The 19,155-nt window shown below is 41.5% G+C and carries 14 protein-coding genes; 6 read left to right on the top strand and 8 right to left on the bottom strand.

Annotation, left to right across the window (positions count from 1 at the left end; all coding sequences use genetic code 11):
• Positions 1-31: 31 nt before the first annotated feature.
• From D0T84_RS00420 to mobC, 6 genes are all read right to left on the bottom strand, one after another.
• Entirely contained in the window at positions 32-5,653 is a 5,622-nt protein-coding gene (locus D0T84_RS00420; protein ID WP_163304782.1) for an N-6 DNA methylase, read from the bottom strand.
• Positions 5,640-6,086: a DUF1896 family protein gene (locus D0T84_RS00415; protein ID WP_163304780.1), complete on the bottom strand. Its 447-nt coding sequence runs from the start codon at positions 6,084-6,086 to the stop codon at positions 5,640-5,642. The genes D0T84_RS00420 and D0T84_RS00415 overlap by 14 nt, the downstream gene beginning before the upstream one ends.
• Positions 6,087-6,251: 165 nt before the next feature.
• The gene (locus tag D0T84_RS00410) at positions 6,252-6,587 is read right to left on the bottom strand and encodes a hypothetical protein (RefSeq protein WP_163304778.1); all 336 of its coding nucleotides are present in this window, start codon (positions 6,585-6,587) and stop codon (positions 6,252-6,254) included.
• Entirely contained in the window at positions 6,584-8,674 is a 2,091-nt protein-coding gene (locus D0T84_RS00405; RefSeq protein ID WP_163304777.1) for a type IA DNA topoisomerase, read from the bottom strand. The genes D0T84_RS00410 and D0T84_RS00405 overlap by 4 nt, the downstream gene beginning before the upstream one ends.
• A gap of 29 nt (positions 8,675-8,703) precedes the next feature.
• A complete protein-coding gene (locus D0T84_RS00400; protein WP_163304774.1) occupies positions 8,704-10,197 on the bottom strand; it encodes a DUF3945 domain-containing protein in 1,494 nt (497 codons plus the stop codon).
• 184 nt (positions 10,198-10,381) lie between these two features.
• Positions 10,382-12,391 carry a conjugal transfer protein MobC gene (mobC, locus tag D0T84_RS00395; RefSeq protein ID WP_163304772.1) on the bottom strand — a complete coding sequence of 670 codons (2,010 nt, stop codon included), beginning with the start codon at positions 12,389-12,391 and terminating at the stop codon, positions 10,382-10,384.
• A 197-nt stretch (positions 12,392-12,588) separates the two neighbouring features.
• Between mobC and D0T84_RS00390 the strand changes: the two genes are divergently transcribed.
• A complete protein-coding gene (locus D0T84_RS00390; protein WP_163304765.1) occupies positions 12,589-13,254 on the top strand; it encodes a hypothetical protein in 666 nt (221 codons plus the stop codon).
• A 7-nt stretch (positions 13,255-13,261) separates the two neighbouring features.
• The gene (locus D0T84_RS00385) at positions 13,262-14,215 is read left to right on the top strand and encodes a hypothetical protein (protein ID WP_163304763.1); all 954 of its coding nucleotides are present in this window, start codon (positions 13,262-13,264) and stop codon (positions 14,213-14,215) included.
• A 16-nt stretch (positions 14,216-14,231) separates the two neighbouring features.
• On the opposite strand, the gene mobB is transcribed toward D0T84_RS00385, so the two are convergent.
• Together mobB and mobA are read right to left on the bottom strand one after the other, a co-directional pair.
• Complete coding sequence (gene mobB, locus D0T84_RS00380) at positions 14,232-15,494, bottom strand: conjugal transfer protein MobB (RefSeq protein WP_163304761.1); 1,263 nt, start codon at positions 15,492-15,494, stop codon at positions 14,232-14,234.
• Positions 15,479-15,916, bottom strand: coding sequence for a conjugal transfer protein MobA (mobA, locus tag D0T84_RS00375; protein ID WP_163304759.1), 438 nt, complete (start codon positions 15,914-15,916; stop codon positions 15,479-15,481). Before mobA ends, mobB begins: the two co-directional genes overlap by 16 nt.
• Positions 15,917-16,593: 677 nt before the next feature.
• Between mobA and D0T84_RS00370 the strand changes: the two genes are divergently transcribed.
• Genes D0T84_RS00370 through D0T84_RS00355 form a run of 4 tightly spaced genes read left to right on the top strand, consistent with a single transcriptional unit; the run spans position 16,594 to position 19,019 of the window.
• Entirely contained in the window at positions 16,594-17,346 is a 753-nt protein-coding gene (locus D0T84_RS00370) for a ParA family protein (protein WP_163304757.1), read from the top strand.
• A gap of 6 nt (positions 17,347-17,352) precedes the next feature.
• Entirely contained in the window at positions 17,353-17,820 is a 468-nt protein-coding gene (locus D0T84_RS00365) for a DUF3408 domain-containing protein (RefSeq protein WP_163304755.1), read from the top strand.
• 11 nt (positions 17,821-17,831) lie between these two features.
• The gene (locus tag D0T84_RS00360; RefSeq protein WP_163304753.1) at positions 17,832-18,254 is read left to right on the top strand and encodes a DUF3408 domain-containing protein; all 423 of its coding nucleotides are present in this window, start codon (positions 17,832-17,834) and stop codon (positions 18,252-18,254) included.
• 6 nt (positions 18,255-18,260) lie between these two features.
• Positions 18,261-19,019: a DUF4122 family protein gene (locus D0T84_RS00355; protein ID WP_163304751.1), complete on the top strand. Its 759-nt coding sequence runs from the start codon at positions 18,261-18,263 to the stop codon at positions 19,017-19,019.
• The last annotated feature ends 136 nt before the right edge of the window (positions 19,020-19,155 follow it).

Raw genomic sequence — 19,155 nt, 5'->3', positions numbered from 1 at the left:
AAAGCGACTAATTACATTAGCCGCTTTTTTCTTAGAGTTTAATCCCTTTAGAACTATCTTTCTTTTCTACTTTTGGCGGACTACTGCCCACCGAAGCAATAACAAGCCTATCGCCCATGATTTCTTTCACTCCCTGTATTGTGTTCGGTAACGGAGTGTCCTGGACAAAAGAAGTTTCGGTTTTCCCTTGTGATTGAATTTGATTGCCTACCGAAACGGAATTGTCCTGCACGCTCTCCTTTCCTTCGGTTTCCTCAATTGGTTTAAGTGATAGTTGAATTTCACGGTCTAACTTAATTAAATCGTCTTTCAGGGCTTTCAGTTCTGGTTCTTTTCGCCAAGTACCTTCAACCACTTCTTTAAGAACGGGAATATCCTTTTGCAATTTCTCGTTATCCGCCTGATACCTCTCTAAAAGTTTAGGCATGGTATCAAGTGCGTTCAGGAAATTTTGTGCCGCCGTTTTTGGATCGGAAGCCATTACTCCATGATTATAATTGTAAAGAATATCGCCTTCTCCCTTAATAAAGAAGCGGTTTTGTATCACATCGAAACCGTCTTTAGCTGTGGTTTCGGACTTTACCATTAAATCAAAACCGTAAAGCGTACCGATTTTCTCATGCGCTCCATGTGTACGGGCTTTATCGGCTATTTCATTCAGCTTCAGCCCGACTTCTTTAGGGTTGCTACCCTGCAATCCGTCCAACTGAACAGGATTCAGGCGGGTAATTCCGTCCGGCTGATACTGAACACGGGAGTTAAACGCTTCAATATCCTTAGATATGCGGCTAATAAATCCGTTGTTTTTCTCTACATCAGCCACAACACTCTCCAATTTGTAACGAGATGAAGACTTGCCACGCATGAACGCCTGCCGTTCGGATTCCAAAGAAGCGATTTTCTTTTCTAAACGTGCTTTCTCCAATAGTTCGGTATTACCTGAAAGAATTGCCACATACTCGGAAAAGTTCATGCCGCCTTTTTCGTCCATACTGCCCTCGTCAATGGTACGGCTGCCCAGTGAATTGTTTTTCAACTGGCGAATGAAAAGCTGTTTGTTATGGAGTAAACCAAACTTGTACGCATCCAATGATTTTTCAACCGCATAGATAAGAACATCTACTTTATTATCAGCATACAGCTTTGCAATATCGTTGCCTTTACGAATGCCCCGACCGTCCCGTTGCTCCAAATCTGACGGTCGCCAAGGTGCATCTAAATGGTGGATTGCAACGCATCGTTTTTGAGCGTTTACGCCTGTTCCTAACATTTCGGTAGAGCCGAACAGTACACGGATTTTGCCTTCGTTCATGTCTTTAATCATGGTTTTACGAGCCTTATCCGTTTTGGCTTCCTGAATAAAGCGTATTTCGTGAGCGGGGATTCCATAGTCATCCACCAGTTTACGCTTTATCTCGGAGCATGGATTCCATTCTCCGGGCTTGTAAGTTCCTAAATCGGAGAAAACGAACTGGGTTGCTTTGTGGTCTTTGAATTTTGTGTAGTAGTCCGATACCATTTTAGCAACGTGCGAAGCCTTGTTGTCCACATGATCGCCATATTTAACGGGATCAATGAGCCGCATATCGAGCGACATTTTACGAGCGTAGTCGGTTGCAATCAACATTTTTGCTTTTTCTTCCTTTTCTGACAATGGCGCACGTTCCAATATTTCGCCTTTGCCTGTTTTGGCGAACTCTACTAACTTCTGAATAAACTCCTGTTGGTCGGGAGTAGGTGGAATATTATGCAGAATTTCGTTTTTAACAGGTCGGTCGATACCAATATCCTCCGCAGAACGATAGTCGGTGATTTCAGCATAAAAAGCCGCTAATTCGGGTACTTTGATAAAATACCGGAAGCGTTCTTTCTGAACTATCTCATTGGTAACAGAAAATTCGTAGTCTATCGACTTTTTGGCGAAAATGGCTGCCCACGCATCAAATGTATTAATGCCTTGTCGTTCCAGTTCGTTTGGCCGGAGATACTTGAAAAGCAAGTATAACTCCGTCAGCGAATTGGAAATGGTTGTACCTGAAAGAAAAGTTGCTCCCAAATCTTTGCCCGTCCTGTCCTGAATGGTACGCAGGGCAAAAAGCATATTCAAGGCACGTTGTGAGCCTTCGGCATTACCCAAACCTGCAACCCTGTCGTGTCGGGTTGTAAAGGTAAGGTTCTTGAATCGGTGGCTCTCATCGACGTACAGGTGGTCGATACCCATTAGACGAAAATCTACTGTATCATCTTTTCGGTTCTCAATCTGATAGGTAATATTTTCCAGTTTGGCTTCAAGGTTTAATTGTCTTTTAACTAAGCCTTTTTCCATAGCACGGGAAATCTCCTTGCCCTGTGCCCGTAATACTTCCAGATTTTCTTCAACGCTATCCAGTTCCGCCTGTAATATACGTTGCTGTATTTCGGGCGACTGGGGTATCATGCCGAACTGTTCGTGTGTTAAAATAATAGCGTCCCAGTTGTTATTCTTCATTTCGTTGAAGATCTTCGCCCGTTTAGTGGGTGTAAAATCTTCTTTGCCCGGATACAGCACTTTCGCATTGGGGTAAGCCGTACAGAAAGTTTGGGCTATTTCGTGTACATTGGCTTTGAGAGCCATAATAAGCGGTTTGTTTACCAATCCCAAACGTTTTTTCTCGTAGGCGCTTACGCACATTATCAAGGTTTTACCACCGCCAACCTCATGGTCGATTATGCCCCCGCCATTGAGTTTATCAAGCCAAACAGCATCCTTTTGGCTCTTGTACAGGTCGGGAATACCCAACCCTTTCAAATCAAGTCCGGGAAATTCTTGGTGGCTTCCGTCATACTCCGGACGGACGAAACAATTAAACGTGCGGTTATATTTATCCGCCAGTCTGTCTTTGAACTCCGGCGATTGTTCGTTAAGCCATTCAACGAAACCGTTCCGTATCTCGTCAATCTTTGAATTGGCGAGCTGTATAGATTCGGAATCACGCACCTTGACCTCTTTTATTTCCCCGTCAATCAGCTTATTGACTTTCTTGGTAATATCGGGCGAGGTATTATGCAGTGCGTGTTTCATAAGGGCAATGCCGTCGAAAGTCCGGCTTGTTGCCTTAACAGCGTACTGATCCCATATTTTGATATTTTTGCTGTCGGCTTTCAAGGTGTACTCATCACGGCTTTGAGCATAATGCACCGATACATTCGTATCAAACAAATGTGAAGCGTATTTGCTGTAAATGCCCGACGGAATCCACCGTTCCCCGAAATTAAAATCCAAATCCTCAAATGCTATCGGACGGGGTATTGCTTCTTTCAGAGCTTTTAATGATTCTGTTGCCGCTTCATGGTCGGAGTGGTTCTCCAAATATTGCTCGACGTATTCTGCTTTGGAAATAACGTTGCCGCTTATGAACTTGTCTTTGATTTCATAAGCGCCTATCATCGGATTGAAGAATACCTGCCCTTTTAGTTCCTCCAGTATTTTATCCGAAGTACCACCCGTTAGCCCTGCCATATATTCAAGGTTTACCGTTGCATACTTATTGAGCGAAGCGGTCAGGGCTTCCCGTGCATTTTCAGCGGACGTTATTTCATTCGGATTGAAAGCAACCGGTTGTTGGAATATATCAGCTTTGACAGCTTTGCCGTTTACATAGCGTTCCAGAGAAAGAATTTCCGTTCCTCCGGCATCCATTTTAATAAGGCTTAGATTTTTCGCATCGTTGATATTTCCGAAACGACGGGTAAAATCATCATATAGTCGGTTAAGCATTTCCCTTAATGCGGGATTGGCTTCCAACCTTGTCGCTTCGTTGCTATACAGGTGGTGATAAGTGTCCCGTATTTCAATGTAAAGGGACGCTTTCGCCTGCTGTGTTCCGGTGAGCTGAAGCGGATGGAACATCGGCTGAAATCCGTTCAAATCACGTAAATAACCGATACGATTATTTTCGTCCGTTACCAGTGAGCCTTCCCGATAATGGGGCGGTATATCTTCCAATAGGAAAGGAACAGGTTTCATGCGTTCCTGCTGTTCCCGTTCGGCTTCTTCTTTCAGCCGTTCCAGTTGTTCTTCCCGACGGGCATCGAATACGGGATAGGCTTCGGCAGTTTCCTGTTGTAGCTTTTCCCGTTCTTGTGCGGTGTTGTGCGCCATTTCTTCCCGCCAGTCCATAAATGGCAGTTCTTTGGGTTTGCTTGCTTGTGATTTAGACTTTTTACCTCGTTTTTTAGGTTTGCTTACCTGACTGCGTTCTTCTTGGGTAAACCCGAAAAGGTCATAGAGTGTTATTAACGGCTCCTGCGTTACGGACTGGGTTTTCGCCTTCGTAGTCGGCTCTTTTTTAATGGCAGGATCATCCATATCGAAAAGAGTACCTGAAAACTGTTTTGGTTGTTCCTGTTCCTTAATATCAGCCAGTTGTTCATCCGAAAGAACATCTTCAAAACCCAGTGCATTTTCTTCCCAATCGAGTTGAGCTGTACTTTTTCGGGATATGTCCGATTCTTGTGCATAGCTTTGATAACGCTGTAAGTCTAAATGTTGGGAGAAGTCTTCTTTCAGCATTTGCCGTAGGTCTTTGGCGATACCGTCCACTCCACCCTCGTGAGTAAAAACAATAGCGGGTTTACCGTATGGATCAGTATCTATCTTTGAACTGGTCTGCACAACCCTGTCAAAATCACGAAATAGGTTATTAATGGATATTCCATTAGATAACTTGCGTGATTCGATAAAATCCTGTTGCCTTTGGCTCGGAACGATATTTTTATTATTCCGTTGCAGGATAATAAGGTCGCTACCGACTTCTGTTCCGGCATGGTCGGAAAACAGGTTATTGGGCAGGCGTATGGCTGAAACAACATCGCAGGTGTTCATCAGGTATTCCCGTATCGGTTTGTTTTGTTCCGAATTAAGTACGCCCTGACTGGTAATAAAGGCGATTATCCCGCCCTCTCTGGCCGACATAACACTTTTTACAAAAAAGTAGTTGTGTATCGCCTGTGTCGATTGCTTGACGGCGGGTATTTCATGGTTGGATAATAACGGATCGAATACCGAAACATCGCCAAAAGGTATATTGGATGCAACCACATCAAAATGCTGTGAGTACCGTCCTTCCATTTTTTCATAACCCTCAATCCGAACTTTGTCATCGGGATAGAGGTGTGAGAGGATTTTACCTGTCAATAAATCTTTTTCAAAACTGGTTACTTTGGCTTCGGGTGCAGTTTCTTTGAAAGAAGAAATAAAAGCACCTGTTCCGGCACTGGGTTCTAAAAAACGTGTCGGTGTTATGCCGCTATCTTTTAGTGCATCCGCCAACGCATCAATAACAGGCTTAGGTGTGTAGAATGCTGTAAGGATAGAAGTTTTCAGGGAACTGACATAGCGTTTGTAGACTTCCGGTGTGGGCGAACTTTCACGGAGTACCTCGTGGAGTTCCTGCACCAACGGAAAAAGCTCGACTTCGGATTTAGACCACCGCTGAATATCTTCGGGTTTGTCGGCAGGGTTAAGGATTGCTTTAATTCCTCCGAAGCCTGAATATTTGGCGAGTATTTCCCGTTCTTCAGGAGTTGCCTTTTTTTGTTCCTTGTCGAGCCTTAACGCTAACTTTATTGCATCAATATTCTGACGCAAATGAGTTCGCTTATTGTAACTCATTTTCGAGCAATATCAGGATTGTGCCGACAAGCTCCGTATAGAGCGACTGGTACTCGGTCGTTTCGGCATAATCATCATTCAGGTTGTATTTGGCAAATACCGCCTGACATTCAGGTAGTAATTCTTTCGCCTTTGTTTGGGCTTCGCCCGGAGAAACTTCGTCGAAAAACTCATTCCAAAGAATTTCTACAATCACATTATAAGGAGAAAAATGTAAGCCTTTGAATAAGGCTTCGTTTGCGATTTCGGCTGCCTGAATATGGTCTAAGCCGCTTTTAACGGCTTCGCTGTACGCTTCGGCTGCCATATCCCCACGTCCGGCAATAAATGAAAGATCATTGGCTTTGTTGGGGTGGGAATCTCGTAAATAAGATAATAGATTGAGCCGGAAGTACGACATTTCCGCAGGCTCTAAATTTGAATTGTATTTCATACTATGAATTTTTAGTGGTAAAATTATTGATATGGAAATGTAAAAGGCACTGGGGTATCCCTCCCCAGTGCCACCACTAAAAAAATTCAATAGCACCTGATTTAACAATTTCTCATCAAACCTGTGGCGTATGAACTTTCTTAGTGGCAAAGATAGCACTTTATCTTATTTTTTCATTTGCACTTCGGAACATTCAACGGTACAGCTTTTAAGACAATGACTTACTCCTGTGACTTTAAAAGTTCCGGTTTTTAAAACGGAATAGATTTTATTCCACACTTCACTTTCGGAACAAGGCTTTTTGTAATCTTTATTTTCAAGCCATTTCTTAATCAAGTCTTCTGCAACGATTTCTTCCCCTATTCTGGGAATACATTGGAACTCAAAAACATTATCATCACAAAATTCCGAAAAACAATCTAATATATCGGAAGTTGTCTTTTCATGTTCACTCTCTTGCTTCTCGTTATAAGCGAAATAGACTATCAGATTTACTTTCATTTCTTCCTCTTTTTAGAATTATCAAATTGAAATATCGTTTTATATTCTGCATCAAAAGCTACGGCAGCATCGAAAGGCTTGTTTTCTTTACTCTTAAAACCTTTGATAGTTCCCGTTTTACCTTTGGTAAGCAAGTCTTTGAGTTGCCCGTCGGTCAGGTCTTTACCCGACTTATTCCGGAACACGGTTAATCCGCAATCTTCCTTATTACATTTGGCTACCTTCTGAAAGAAAACAACCTGACCGTTTTTGCATTTAGGACATGGGCAGCTCTCACGCTGATTACCCCCTTCGATTTTACTTTCCAGTAATTCAGTCGTTATTTGTGCTGCATATACTTCAATACCCTTGTGGAACGTATCGGCATCCATTTTCCCCTCTGCTATTTTATTCAAAGCGTTTTCCCATTCGCCTGTCATGCTGATATCCGCAATCTTTTTATTACGGACAGCCAAATAGACAACCAATCCTTTATTGGTGGGAACAAGAGATTTCTTTTCACGCTGAATATATTCACGGGAAAACAGTGTTTCTATGATACTGGCACGGGTGGCAGGTGTTCCAATACCTGATTCTTTGATAGCTTCCCGTTCTTCCTCGTTGGTAAGATCTTTACCGCAGGTTTCCATAGAAGAAAGCAGACTACTTTCCGTATGTAACGGGCGGGGCTTGGTTTGTTTCTCCAATAAATCCGTTCCGTTAACGGGAAGTACATCGCCATTAGATAAAGACGGGAGTGCCGGAGCATCGTCTTCGCCTTTTTCTTCATCGGGAGCGTTCAATACGGCACGCCAACCGGGAATAAGGATAATACTGCCTTTGACCGAAAACGAAATGCCCGAAGCATCCAAAGTAATACTTGTGTTCTCTTTGGTGCATTTGCCCGAAAATGCTTCCAACAGGCGGGCGGCAATCATATCATATATGATACGTTGGTCGGCTGAAATACCGTTCGGCATATTTTCCGTGATAATCAGGGCATGGTGGTCAGTAACTTTTTTATCATTTACCGAACGATTGTTTAGGTTTGCTCCTAACAATGTTTTTGCATAGTTACCGAATGGAGCGTAACCGGATAATTGACCGATAAGGGCAGGTATCTCGGCAAAAACATCATCGGAAATATAACGGCTTCCCGTTCTCGGATAGGAAATGAACTTCGCTTCGTAAAGCGACTGGGCTACCGACAGGGTTTTGTCTGCCGAAAAACTATGACGGCTGTTCGCTTCTTTCTGCAATGTGGTAAGGTCGTAGAGCAAAGGCGGCTCCTGATTGGCTTCTTTCTTTTCGACGCTTATCACGTTTACGGATTCGGCGGAACGGACACGGTTTACTATTTCGTCTGCTTCCTGCTTTGTGCCAAATCGTTCTGTAGAAATAGCGGCGAACTGGGTTGCATCTTTTGCCGTATGAAGTTTTACCTGAAAATAGGTTTGCGGTTTGAACTCTGTATTTTCGAGGTATCGGCTGCATATCATGGCAAGTGTGGGAGTTTGTACCCGTCCTAACGACCATACCCCGTACCCGGCAGAAATAGAAAGGGCTTGTGAAGCGTTTATTCCGACAACCCAATCGGCTTGGCTCCGGGCTTTTGCCGAACGATACAGGTTGTCGTATTCTTTTCCCGGACGTAGATTCTCCAAACCTTTGCGGATAGCCTGATCCGTGAGCGAACTTATCCAAAGACGGTCGAAAGGTTTGGTACATTCAAGATAATCAAATATATATCTGAATATTAACTCTCCCTCGCGCCCTGCATCAGTCGCAACTACGATACGCTCGCATTTACCAAATAAATCTTTGATAACTTTAAGTTGCTTCATTGTGCCCGGATCGGGTTTGTATTCCTTTCCGTCTTTGATTTGACGGGGCAGCAACTTAAATTCTGTGGGAAGTATCGGTAGGTTTTCAGTCTGAAAGCCCGTGATACCATAATCCTGTGGCATTGCCAATGTTATAAGGTGTCCAAACGCCCACGTAACACAATACCCGTTACCCTCTAAATAACCTTCTTTGCGGTTACTCGCACCAAAGATAGCCGCTATATCACGTGCTACGCTTGGTTTTTCTGCAATTATTACTTTCATTTACTATTGGATTTTTTTAGTGGTTGATATTACATTTTGTGTCCTGTGGATTTTTTCACAGGCTTTTTAGCAGTTTGTTGTTGCTTCTGTTCTTTATCCTGACTCTCGGAAGGCTTTTGCTGACCTTGTTTCAGGGGTTCCTTTACATTCTTGGTAGCTTCATTGGTTTTGCCTTCGGAATTAACTGCTACCTGTGTTTTATTTCCTTCAGCAACTTTCACATCCGCACCTTGCTTTTTAGCTTTATCAGGATTCCATTTGAAAAAGTCGAGTTTACCTTTTTCATTGTTTACCTTTACATACGCATTGAATGGCTGATCTTGTCCGTCTTTCATCATGCCCTGAACATAGACAGCTTTACCCTCACGGAGTGAGTTCTGCTGCTTTTCATCCAAATCAACGCCTAAGAGTTTTTTAGGAATGCGGACTTGGTTCTGTTGCTCCCCATTTTGATTTTGTTCCTGTTTATTGTTCTGTTGGTACTTATTGCGGTCTAATCCGTCATAGGAAAAATCATAACCGCCTTTGGCAGCATTGAACTGAACGTAAGCATCAAACTTTCGGGGATTATCTGTACCGATTGTGTTTTTAGAGGTCATGCCCTCGACTAATACTTTCTTTCCCTCTTTTAGTGCCTGTTGTTGTTCAGGAGATAACTCAACACCTTTTAGATTTTGGGAAACTGTAAGTTTATCAAGTGGTACGGCTTCCAAACGATTAGTCAGCTTGTCAATAGAAATAAGCGATGGTACTTTTTCGCCCGGTCTTGGTTCCAGTTCGACCACACGACCACTGTTACCCGTCGCCAATAAGTTTTCCTTTACATCGTTCGGGAGCATAATACCCTGAAACGGTTTCTCCAAATCTACCTGCTGTTGCTGCGGGTGGGGAACAAATTTCAGACTGCCGTCCGGCTGTTCTTCCAATGACAGACGGGCTTTCATCGGATAGTCCACACCCTCTATTTTGGGGTTAATATCTACCAAGTGCGGGGATTTGTATCCGTAACTCATGGCTTTGAGTTCGCCCTCCAAATTTTCGGGCTTGATACCGTATTTCTGATATTCACTTTCAGGAATACGGCTTGTGTCGAATTGCTTAAATTCAGTCTTCTGCTCGGTTGTTGAATCCATTTTTTCTTCTTTTTTTTCGGGTACGACTTCTTTTTGAGTTTCCTTTGTTGATTGCTCCTGTTCTTTATTCAGGTAATCTCTCGGATCAATACGAAACTTTTCCAACTCCTTATCACTAAGCGATAGAACTTTATCAAGCATATCAACCGTAACTGCATAAAAGCCTGTATGCGACGGGTTCTTTGCCTGATTAAAAAAGTTCTTGAAAAAGTTTTCGAGAGGATCGGCGTGCTTGTCAATTTTGAGAAAATCGGTTTCTTTCGCCTTCATGGGATCAACGGCATCAATCTTTCCTTTCTTATCAATGCCTTTCACTACTTTGAGTTTGTTACCTTCTCCTTCATCCCGCATCAGGAGAACTTTGTCTTTCGGATTTAATTTTTCATCCATGATTAAACTATTTTTTGTTCTGCATCAATATTAATGCAGAATAAAAGTAGTCCTAATCAGCAGGGTGACAGTCGAATTTTATAAGGGTGGCAGTATGTGGCTTCGATATGGCAGCATGTGGCGTTATGGAATAAAAATAAAGAGCCGAATTTCCGGCTCTCTTACATTATATATATGTATAGGATTATTCCTGCTGCTGTAATAAATGAGCCAATGCCGGATCGTCCTTAATTCTTTGCAATTCTTCAGCGACAATCTGTTTCGTTTCCTCTTTGATACGATTGTAGTTGAGTTGAATTTGTTCTTTCATCTGATTAACTCCATTTTCGTCCGTAAAATCGGTAATAATTGGAATGGATTGATAAGCCTTTGTTTCAGCAGCTACCTTTGCATTATCCACAACAATTTCACAATGGAAAATCTTCTGCTCGATACGCTCATCGAAATTGTCCGCAATCGCTCCGACAAACATCCCTTGTGTTAAGTTGCTGATTTTTGACGGTGGAATCAGGCTATCCATTTGTGTAGAAATAGAAGTCGATTTATCGTTACGGTTGATAGTCATAGACTGGCGTTTCTGCAATACTTTACCGAAACGGTCGGAAAGTGTTTTTGCAGTTTCGCCAACCACTTGACCGGAGAAAAGATTTCCTACGGTGTTCATCACAACTTTCGCTTCCTTGTCGCCGTAATCCCTTGTTAATTGAGAAAAGTCCTGAAAGCCTAAAAGTACCGCTACTTTATTACTACGGGCTGTTGCTATCAAATTATCTAAGCCCTTAAAATAGATTGTGGGCAGCTCGTCAATTACGACCGAACTCTTTAACTGTCCCTTTTTGTTTATTAGCTTCACAATACGGGAGTTATAAAGCCCTAACGCTGCTCCGTAGATATTTTGCCTATCAGGATTGTTCCCGACAACCAACACTTTCGGATCGTCAGGATTGTTTATATCCAAAGTAAATTCATCGCCACTCATAACCCAATACAACTGGGGTGAAATCATACGGGATAGTGGGATTTTGGCGCTGGCTATCTGCCCCATTAATTGGTCAGCCGCACCGCCCAACCACGCATCCATGAAAGGACTTAGATAATTTTCCAGTTCGGGATATGAGGTCAAAATAGGGAAAATATCTTCATATCGTTTGTTTAGAAACTCTATCGCATGAGGAAAAGTACAATACTTTCCGTCCTTATAAATGCGGAGATACCAAATTATCGAAGCAAACAAAATAATCGGAGATTCCACAAAGAAGTCTCCCTGCTTCTGCACCCACGTTTTATTGAGGTTAAGCATAATTGTATAACTCGATTCGTAAGCATCGCTAATGTCTTCCATGAAAGACGGGTTGATAGGATTGCATCTGTGCGAGCGGGACGGATCGTCGAAGTTTATCACATAAAACGTTGGAATTTTCTTGTAGCCTAATTGATTATTTAATAAATGGTTATAGGCGATAGTAGAAAGGTCTGGAAATTTAAAATCATACAAGTACATCGAAAATCCTTTTTCAATTTGCTGTTTTATATACTGATTAACAACGGCGTATGATTTACCACTACCCGGAGTACCTAACACGATACTGGCACGGAAAGGATTTACTACGTTTATCCAACCCCGCCATTCCTTTTTCTTGTACCAAAACTTTGTAGGCAAGTTCACAGAATATTCACTCTGCAATAACCGTGTTTCCTGCATAAAACTCTCGTTCTCCAAATTGAAAACGTCGTCGAACATATTGTTTTTTAGCAAACGGCTCATCCATAATCCGCCAACCAATAGGAACAGATAACCTGCTGCCATTGTCAGGATATAAAAACCTATTGTTGCCGATGCGGGTAACGGCAGGTCGAGTATCCACCAGTTCATAAAGAACAGGATAAAACCGATTGTCAGAAAAACATAGATTTTCGGCCAAGTGATTTTTTCCTCTTTAACGCCCTTAGTTCCTAAACAGGAAAGGGCAAGGAAAATAATGGCGAATAATTTCGTGTAGAGAATATTGCCGAATAGTCCGGCAGTCCGGTCAAAGTTCAGTAGTATCTTATCAACTACCGAAATGTTTATTCCCCATTCCCGCAATGCGAAATAGCAGAACCAATAAATGTTTATCACTACAAAGATTATGCTGATTGCTCGCATAAATTCCATGACTTTGGCAAGTCCTCTTAAATCGTCTTCTTGTTGCATTTCTATAAAATTTAAAATGTTTGAAATGCGAAATTATAGGGTATAATCCGAAGATTGGGGAGTTTGAAACAAGCTGGCAGCATGTGGCTTCGGTTTGGCAGTGTGTGGCGTTGATGTTGGAAACTAAATACTTAAAACGACAGTTAAGTTCCTGCTATGTTGTATCTTTGTAGAAATTAAGTGAAATACGATCAAGCATGGAAACAATCAAAGAAATAATACTCTCCAAAGCAAAATTTTTCAATGATAAAATTATTAAAAACACGGCTGAACTGAATCCATTTTATGAATATCATTTTATTTTATTCTGCAACTTAAATACTTTAATTTATGAAAATCTAAATTGTTTATTATTGGAATTGAATCAATCGAGTATTTTTACTACCAATCATTTATTGGAAAGGATGATTAAAGTTGCTTTAATGGACTTCTATATGAAAGGATATTATATTGGCAATCCTGATTTTGAGATAAAACTCGAAGAAGCCAAAAAGTTATATGACGGGAAAGTATTACATGAAACCATAAATCTCGCTGTCAAAAAAAATATCATAACAGAAGATGAACGAAAGAAATTGGTGAATCTCAAAAACGAATTTCGCAATCCTTATTCTCATGCAGAAGCAGCAAAAATAATTAAAGATGCCCCACCTACATTTAGTGGATTTATGGGGAACCTAAATGATGCAAAAGAAGCTATGACAAAAGGAGAATCAATTCCAATACAAAAAATAAGTGTTCCGTCTTTCGCTTTTGCCCAAACGCATCAGTTTGAGATAGCAAAATCAAAGGCATTTGATTACTTCAAACAGATCTTTGATATAATGGTAGAAATAGATAAACGCTACCAAAATTCTAATTAGAATAGATATGAAATGTAAATTATGTAATGAAAAAGAAGCCGATCAGACAGGGTCACATATAACTTCTGCCTTTTTGCTGGCATCACAAATCGGAAAACGTGGAGAGGAAAATGGTTATTTAATAACGACTAACCCTGAACAGGATTATAGCAAAAATCAAGGAGACACTGGAATCAAAGAAGATTTTATTCTTTGTAGAGGATGTGAAAAAAGATTAGGAGTTGTTGAAAGTATTTATGCAACAGAGATAACTCAAAAGATAGAAGATGAAAAATATGAGCAAAATTTTGAGAGGATTGATTTTGAAAATGGACATTACAAACTTAACTGTAAAAAAATATCATCAATTGCTTTTCAACTTTTAATTCAATCCAATATTTGGCGAGCTTCAATCTCTAAGCAACCCGTATATGCACATTTCCAATTATCTCCTGAATTGGAAGAACGCTTACGATTTAACTTGGATTTATTCTTGCCTACCTATATGAATAACAAGATTTCACAAAGTGAAAAAGACTGGATTAAGATGATTGAAGCATGCAAAGATATATTTGATTGTATTCCATTAGCTACTATTAAGGCAGAGAAAATTGAAAACAAAGATGCAACATTTGAGTTTTTTGATAACTTATCAAAAAATCCATATCACATAATATTAAATGAGTATGTAATTTATCTTTTCAACAATTCTTTAGATTGGTATGATGACTTTTTTGAATTGAAAGATGAATTTATTTTGAATGAGATTATCAATGACGTGCCAGAAAAAGCAATAATTACAATTATTTCAAACGAACGTTATATGCAGATTGTTGAAAAAATCAGGGATTTAGCCGTCAAACAAAGAATAAAAAAAATAGAAAAGCAATGCATTAAAGAACTCCTTTCAAAAGGAGTTCAAATTACGCCAGATGTTTTAAAACAAATGGTAATAGAGAAAGTGAATGAGATTAAAATGTAAGCCCATTTACCTATCTCTACATCTGCCGACCATACCTACGCTTCTTCTTTTTCTTACGGCGTGGTAATGGCATATCATCTTTCGGGTGATTTTCCGGTTCCGGAGCAAGAATTGAGAAAAGTCCTCCCGTTATACTATCGGAATTGTGGCTATTCTCATGTTGCGTACTTGGCTGTTCGGTGTTTTTGTAGACATCGGAAAGACGGGTGTCTTTAACTGGCTCTTGTGCCTGTTCTTGTTTTCCACCATACAGGTCGTTGAAAACATTAGCGGAATAGTCTTTGCCCAGTCGTGAACCGTTCAAAACGGTACGTGTCGTATGGTCTATGAAAGTAGTACCATAAATCCGACCTTCGTCGTTGCGCCTGAACAGAACATCAATACCCTGCTGCCTTAACTTCGCTCGGAACTCGCTTTCATTTTGGCTGCCCTGTTTAGCTTCCGACACCGCTTTCAGCGTATGCGCCTTCTGGTTTTTAGTTTTTATGCGTTCGGCTGATTTCTCCATACGTTTTTCAAGCCCGTCATAACCGACCGATTTGCCGAAAATAGAAGACTTCAGCGGATTACCGACCTTATTGCCCTCGCTGTCCATTGCCGAATACAGTAATCCCCGATACGGTTTCCCTTTTGCTTCGCCTTTCAGTTCCTCTACATTAATATTATATAAGGAAAGAACTGCTTTATATTCTCCCATACTCTGAAAGTGATACATAGAAGCTAACGGTTTGATAACCGAAGCAATCTGCTTTTTCAAATCGCCTTTTGAAACATCAACAGGGGTAAGTTCCCATTGCTCCCCACGTTTCTGTCCCTCCGCAGGATGCAGATTATATTTACGTTCCAACTGTTCGGTTATCTCCTTGCTTCGTTCATGTTCTTTGTAGCCGTCGATTTTCTTCCCTTCGCTATCTACCCGAAGCGATACGATATGTATGTGTTCCCGTCCAATGTCCTCATGCTTGAAAATAAGGTAGGGTTGATTGCCGTATCCCAGTTTCTCCATGTATTCCCGTCCGATGTCCGCCAGTTGGTCGTTTGTCAGGCGGTCATCAGGATGCGGGTTTATTGATACATGGAAAACGGGCTTTTCGGTACGGAAGTGAGCCGGAATAAACTGCATAAAATCTTCCATACAATCTGAAACATTGAATTGTCCGTCGGCAGGTTCAAACACAAGGTTGCTCCCCAGTATCTTCCCCAACCCCTCGTCCACTTTCTCCTGATTGTATGCCAACGCACCGTACAGGTTGCTTCCGATGTTTATTTTTGCAACCATTTTTCCTTAAATTCTTCCGATAATTCCAAAATATTCTTCCCGATTTCGACCAGTTCTATGGTCGCTTTCTCCAATTTGTAGAGAAGTGCGAGTGCTTTTTTCTCCGAAAAATTGCTGTGCAATTCCTTTACGACTTGGTTGTAATTTGTTCCAACGGAGCGGAATTGTGCGTAAAAAGAAGTGAGTTTGGTAACATATTCCATAGCGGAACGGTCTATTTTTACCACACGAAACTCGTCCCCGAATACACGGGCAGCGATAAAACGTGCCATAGATTGCAGCCCTGATTGCTCAAACATAGTGAGGAACCGGGCGTGTTCGACAGCCGTGAAGTTTACCGAGTAACGGTAAGCAGCCGGATCATTCTTGGGGGAACGCCCCCCTTTTCCCCGTTTCGGGGAGTTTTTTGCATTTTCATTCATACGTCGGATTTTTTTAGTGGTACAATCCGTCGTTTCGGCATCCGCCGCCAATCAATCATTGCCCGAAATGATTCTTTAAGCAACCCGACTTCGGAGGGTTTGCGTCCCCCTTGTGGGGCAAGCATTTTTTGCTGCAAAACGGTTTCCGTGCAGCAAAAAATACAGCTTGCTATTTGCCATGTCGCAAATAAAATCTGTCCTGAACAGGGACAGATATGAATGCGAGGGAAACGAGCTAAAATGGCGGTCGAATACCTCCCGACGTTTCATGCTGCAAAGTTACAGGCTAAAGTAACGTGCTGTATTCCACGCATCGACGCCACTTGCTGCCATACCGACGCCACTTGCTGCCACCTCGTGAAAAAGTAGTGTGCGGGAGAATTTTTAGGCGTTTATTTGCCCAGTGATTTATTACTCGATAGCGTAATCAGGCAATAAGACGATTGTAAAATCAATTATTCGGGCAATCAAAAAAGTAAGCGATTAATAAATAGACCGAGCGATTTTCCAATCGACTGATTTTGCAAATAATCAAACGAGCGGTCGATTGATAGATTGATAAACTGATAAAGCGATTGATTGATTTAGCAATTAAGCGGAAAATCAAACAGTCAATCAATCTGTCGAATGATTAATAAAACGATATATCAATGTTCAACAATTAAAATTTTGAAGTAATGGAAAAGAAAACTTTGAACGTGGCTTTCAGCACCCAAAAGGGCGGAGCCGGAAAAACAACCCTGACTGTGTTGGTAGCTTCTTACCTGCACTATGTGAAAGGCTATAACGTAGCCGTGATTGACTGCGACTTCCCGCAACACTCGATTGCGGAAATGCGTGAGCGTGATATAAAAATGTCGATGGATGATGACCATTACAAGCTCATGGCTTACGAACAGTTTTCCGCATTGGGTAAAAAGGCTTATGAAGTTATAGAGAGCAGCCCTGAAAACGCAATGGAAGATGCACAGGAAGTAATCGAAGTATTGAAGCCTGACTTCGTATTCTTCGACCTGCCCGGAACAATCAACAATCCGGCGGTTGTACACACACTTTCACTCATGGATTACATTATTGCTCCGATCAGTGCTGACAGGTTGGTACTGGAAAGCACCCTGCAATATGTAATTACGGTTAATGATGCCCTGATTACGCCCGGCAAAGCAAAAATCAAAGGGCTATATCTACTTTGGAATCTCGTCGATGGTCGGGAGAAAACCGAACTCTACGAAGTTTATGAAGATGTGATTGATAAATTGGGTTTCCCGCTTTTCAAAACATTCCTGCCCGACAGTAAACGGTTTCGTCGGGAGCAGTCGGTAAACCACAAAGCCCTGTTCCGTTCTACATTATTCCCTGCGGATAAGGCACTGGTAAGGGGGAGTAACCTCGATGCCCTGATAGATGAAATGTTGGAAACTCTAAAATAATAGGTTATGGCGAAGAAGAAAGAAGAAGTAAACCTGAATGAGATTGACGCAAGTTTTGTCATATCCTCATTTAAGAATAAGGAACGCCGGAACAATCCGAGTTCCATACCCAGAGCATTAGTTCCTGAACACGAAAAGAAACAGGAAGCGGAAAGCGTGGAACCTGAAAAAACGGAAGTCGTTCAGGAAGAAACTCCTCGTGAGGAACCAAAGCGTAAACGGAGTAAATTGCCCGATTACGAAAGCCTGTTCCTTACGGATGCAGGTATCCCTACACGAAGCGGAAAACTGGTCAGTATCCGTGAGAAATACCACAAACGGATAGCAAAGGTTGTACAGGCATTAGGTAAGAAAGATGTTTCGATATTCAGTTACATTGATAATGTGCTGTCGCATCACTTCGACACTTACCAAGATGAGATAAAAGAGATTTATAATAAAGATGTTGAAGACGACGATTACTTAACCCCTTAAAATCAAAAAATATGATACTCAATCCGATTTTATACAACGATAACACGATAATGATAGGTGTTATAGCGTGTTGCCTGATAGTGCTTGCAGTGGTAATGATACCCAAAGCAATCAGGCATAGAAAGCAAATGAAACAAAATGAGAGTGAAAAACCTGTTCAGGACGAAGAACAGGAAGTGCAAATGATTGTCGTGCCTAATGATGAAAACAAGAAATTGAGTTACAAAGAAAAATTCATCTGCCGGAATGAAATTAAAAAACGGGACTGCGTGTATATCAGCCATGATACCCATTCCAAGATAATGAAACTTACCAAAGCATTGGATAACATTACCATTGGCGGATATGTAGATACCGTGCTGAAGGAACATCTGAAAGAATATAAGGATGAGATAAACAATATCTATTCGGAATCACGAAAGGACTTATTATAACCAATCATGGAAAAGATATTCATAACCGTAGTTGTGCTGTACGCCCTTTTCGTTGGAATTTATTTTCTATGGGCAAGAGCCGGAAAAAAGCGAAAAAAGAACATTATCGGTCAAGGTTCTACAATCCAAGAAACAGGGCGATTGAAGTCGGATATTGTCGGAAAAAGCAGGTTTGATTTAAGTGCATCGACGCCACTTGCTGCCATATCGGAGCCACACACTGCCACCTCGCCAAAATCTGAGAATCAGGAAGAAAAACCCGATATATTTGCTCCGCCTAACGAGGTGAATCTGTCGCCGGAAGTACCGCAGGAAGAATTGGACGAAGCGTTTTCCGATACTCCACCGGATGAAGATAACGAACCAATGAATATAGATTATCCGCTCGAATATGAAACGACGGAAGTAAACAAAGATGAGCCGGAAGACGAGGAAGAAGAAACCGAAGAAGTGGAAGGAACGGCACAAGCCGTACTCGCATCAGGTGTTCAGTTCGACGATTTGGGAAATGCTATTCGCACAGTAAATAAAACGGACGAAGCAACTCCCGAACAAAAGCAAAGGGCGGGAAATACCCTGTTGGAAATACGACAGACCGATATGTTTGAACAGGTGGTTTCAGGTAAGCCCGATGCAAAAAGAATCGTTACCGACCTTATGGCTGAAAGCCTTTCGGCTTTCTATGAACGGAAAGATAAAGAAGCCGGAACAACCGGAAGCGGAAAGAAAGCTCCCGATAATTTTAATATCAGGGATTTTGCATAAGCGAGTATTAATAATGTAAAAACAAAGAAAAAATGAAAGAAAGAGATTACGGCTAAAGGAGATAGCCACCACTAAAAAAATTCAATAGTAACAAGATTTATCAACCCGGTATCGGGACTATCCACCCCGATACCAT

This window comes from Dysgonomonas sp. 521 (assembly GCF_010501055.1).
Taxonomy (GTDB): Bacteria; Bacteroidota; Bacteroidia; order Bacteroidales; family Dysgonomonadaceae; genus Dysgonomonas.
This window is presented reverse-complemented; position numbering and strand designations above follow the sequence as displayed.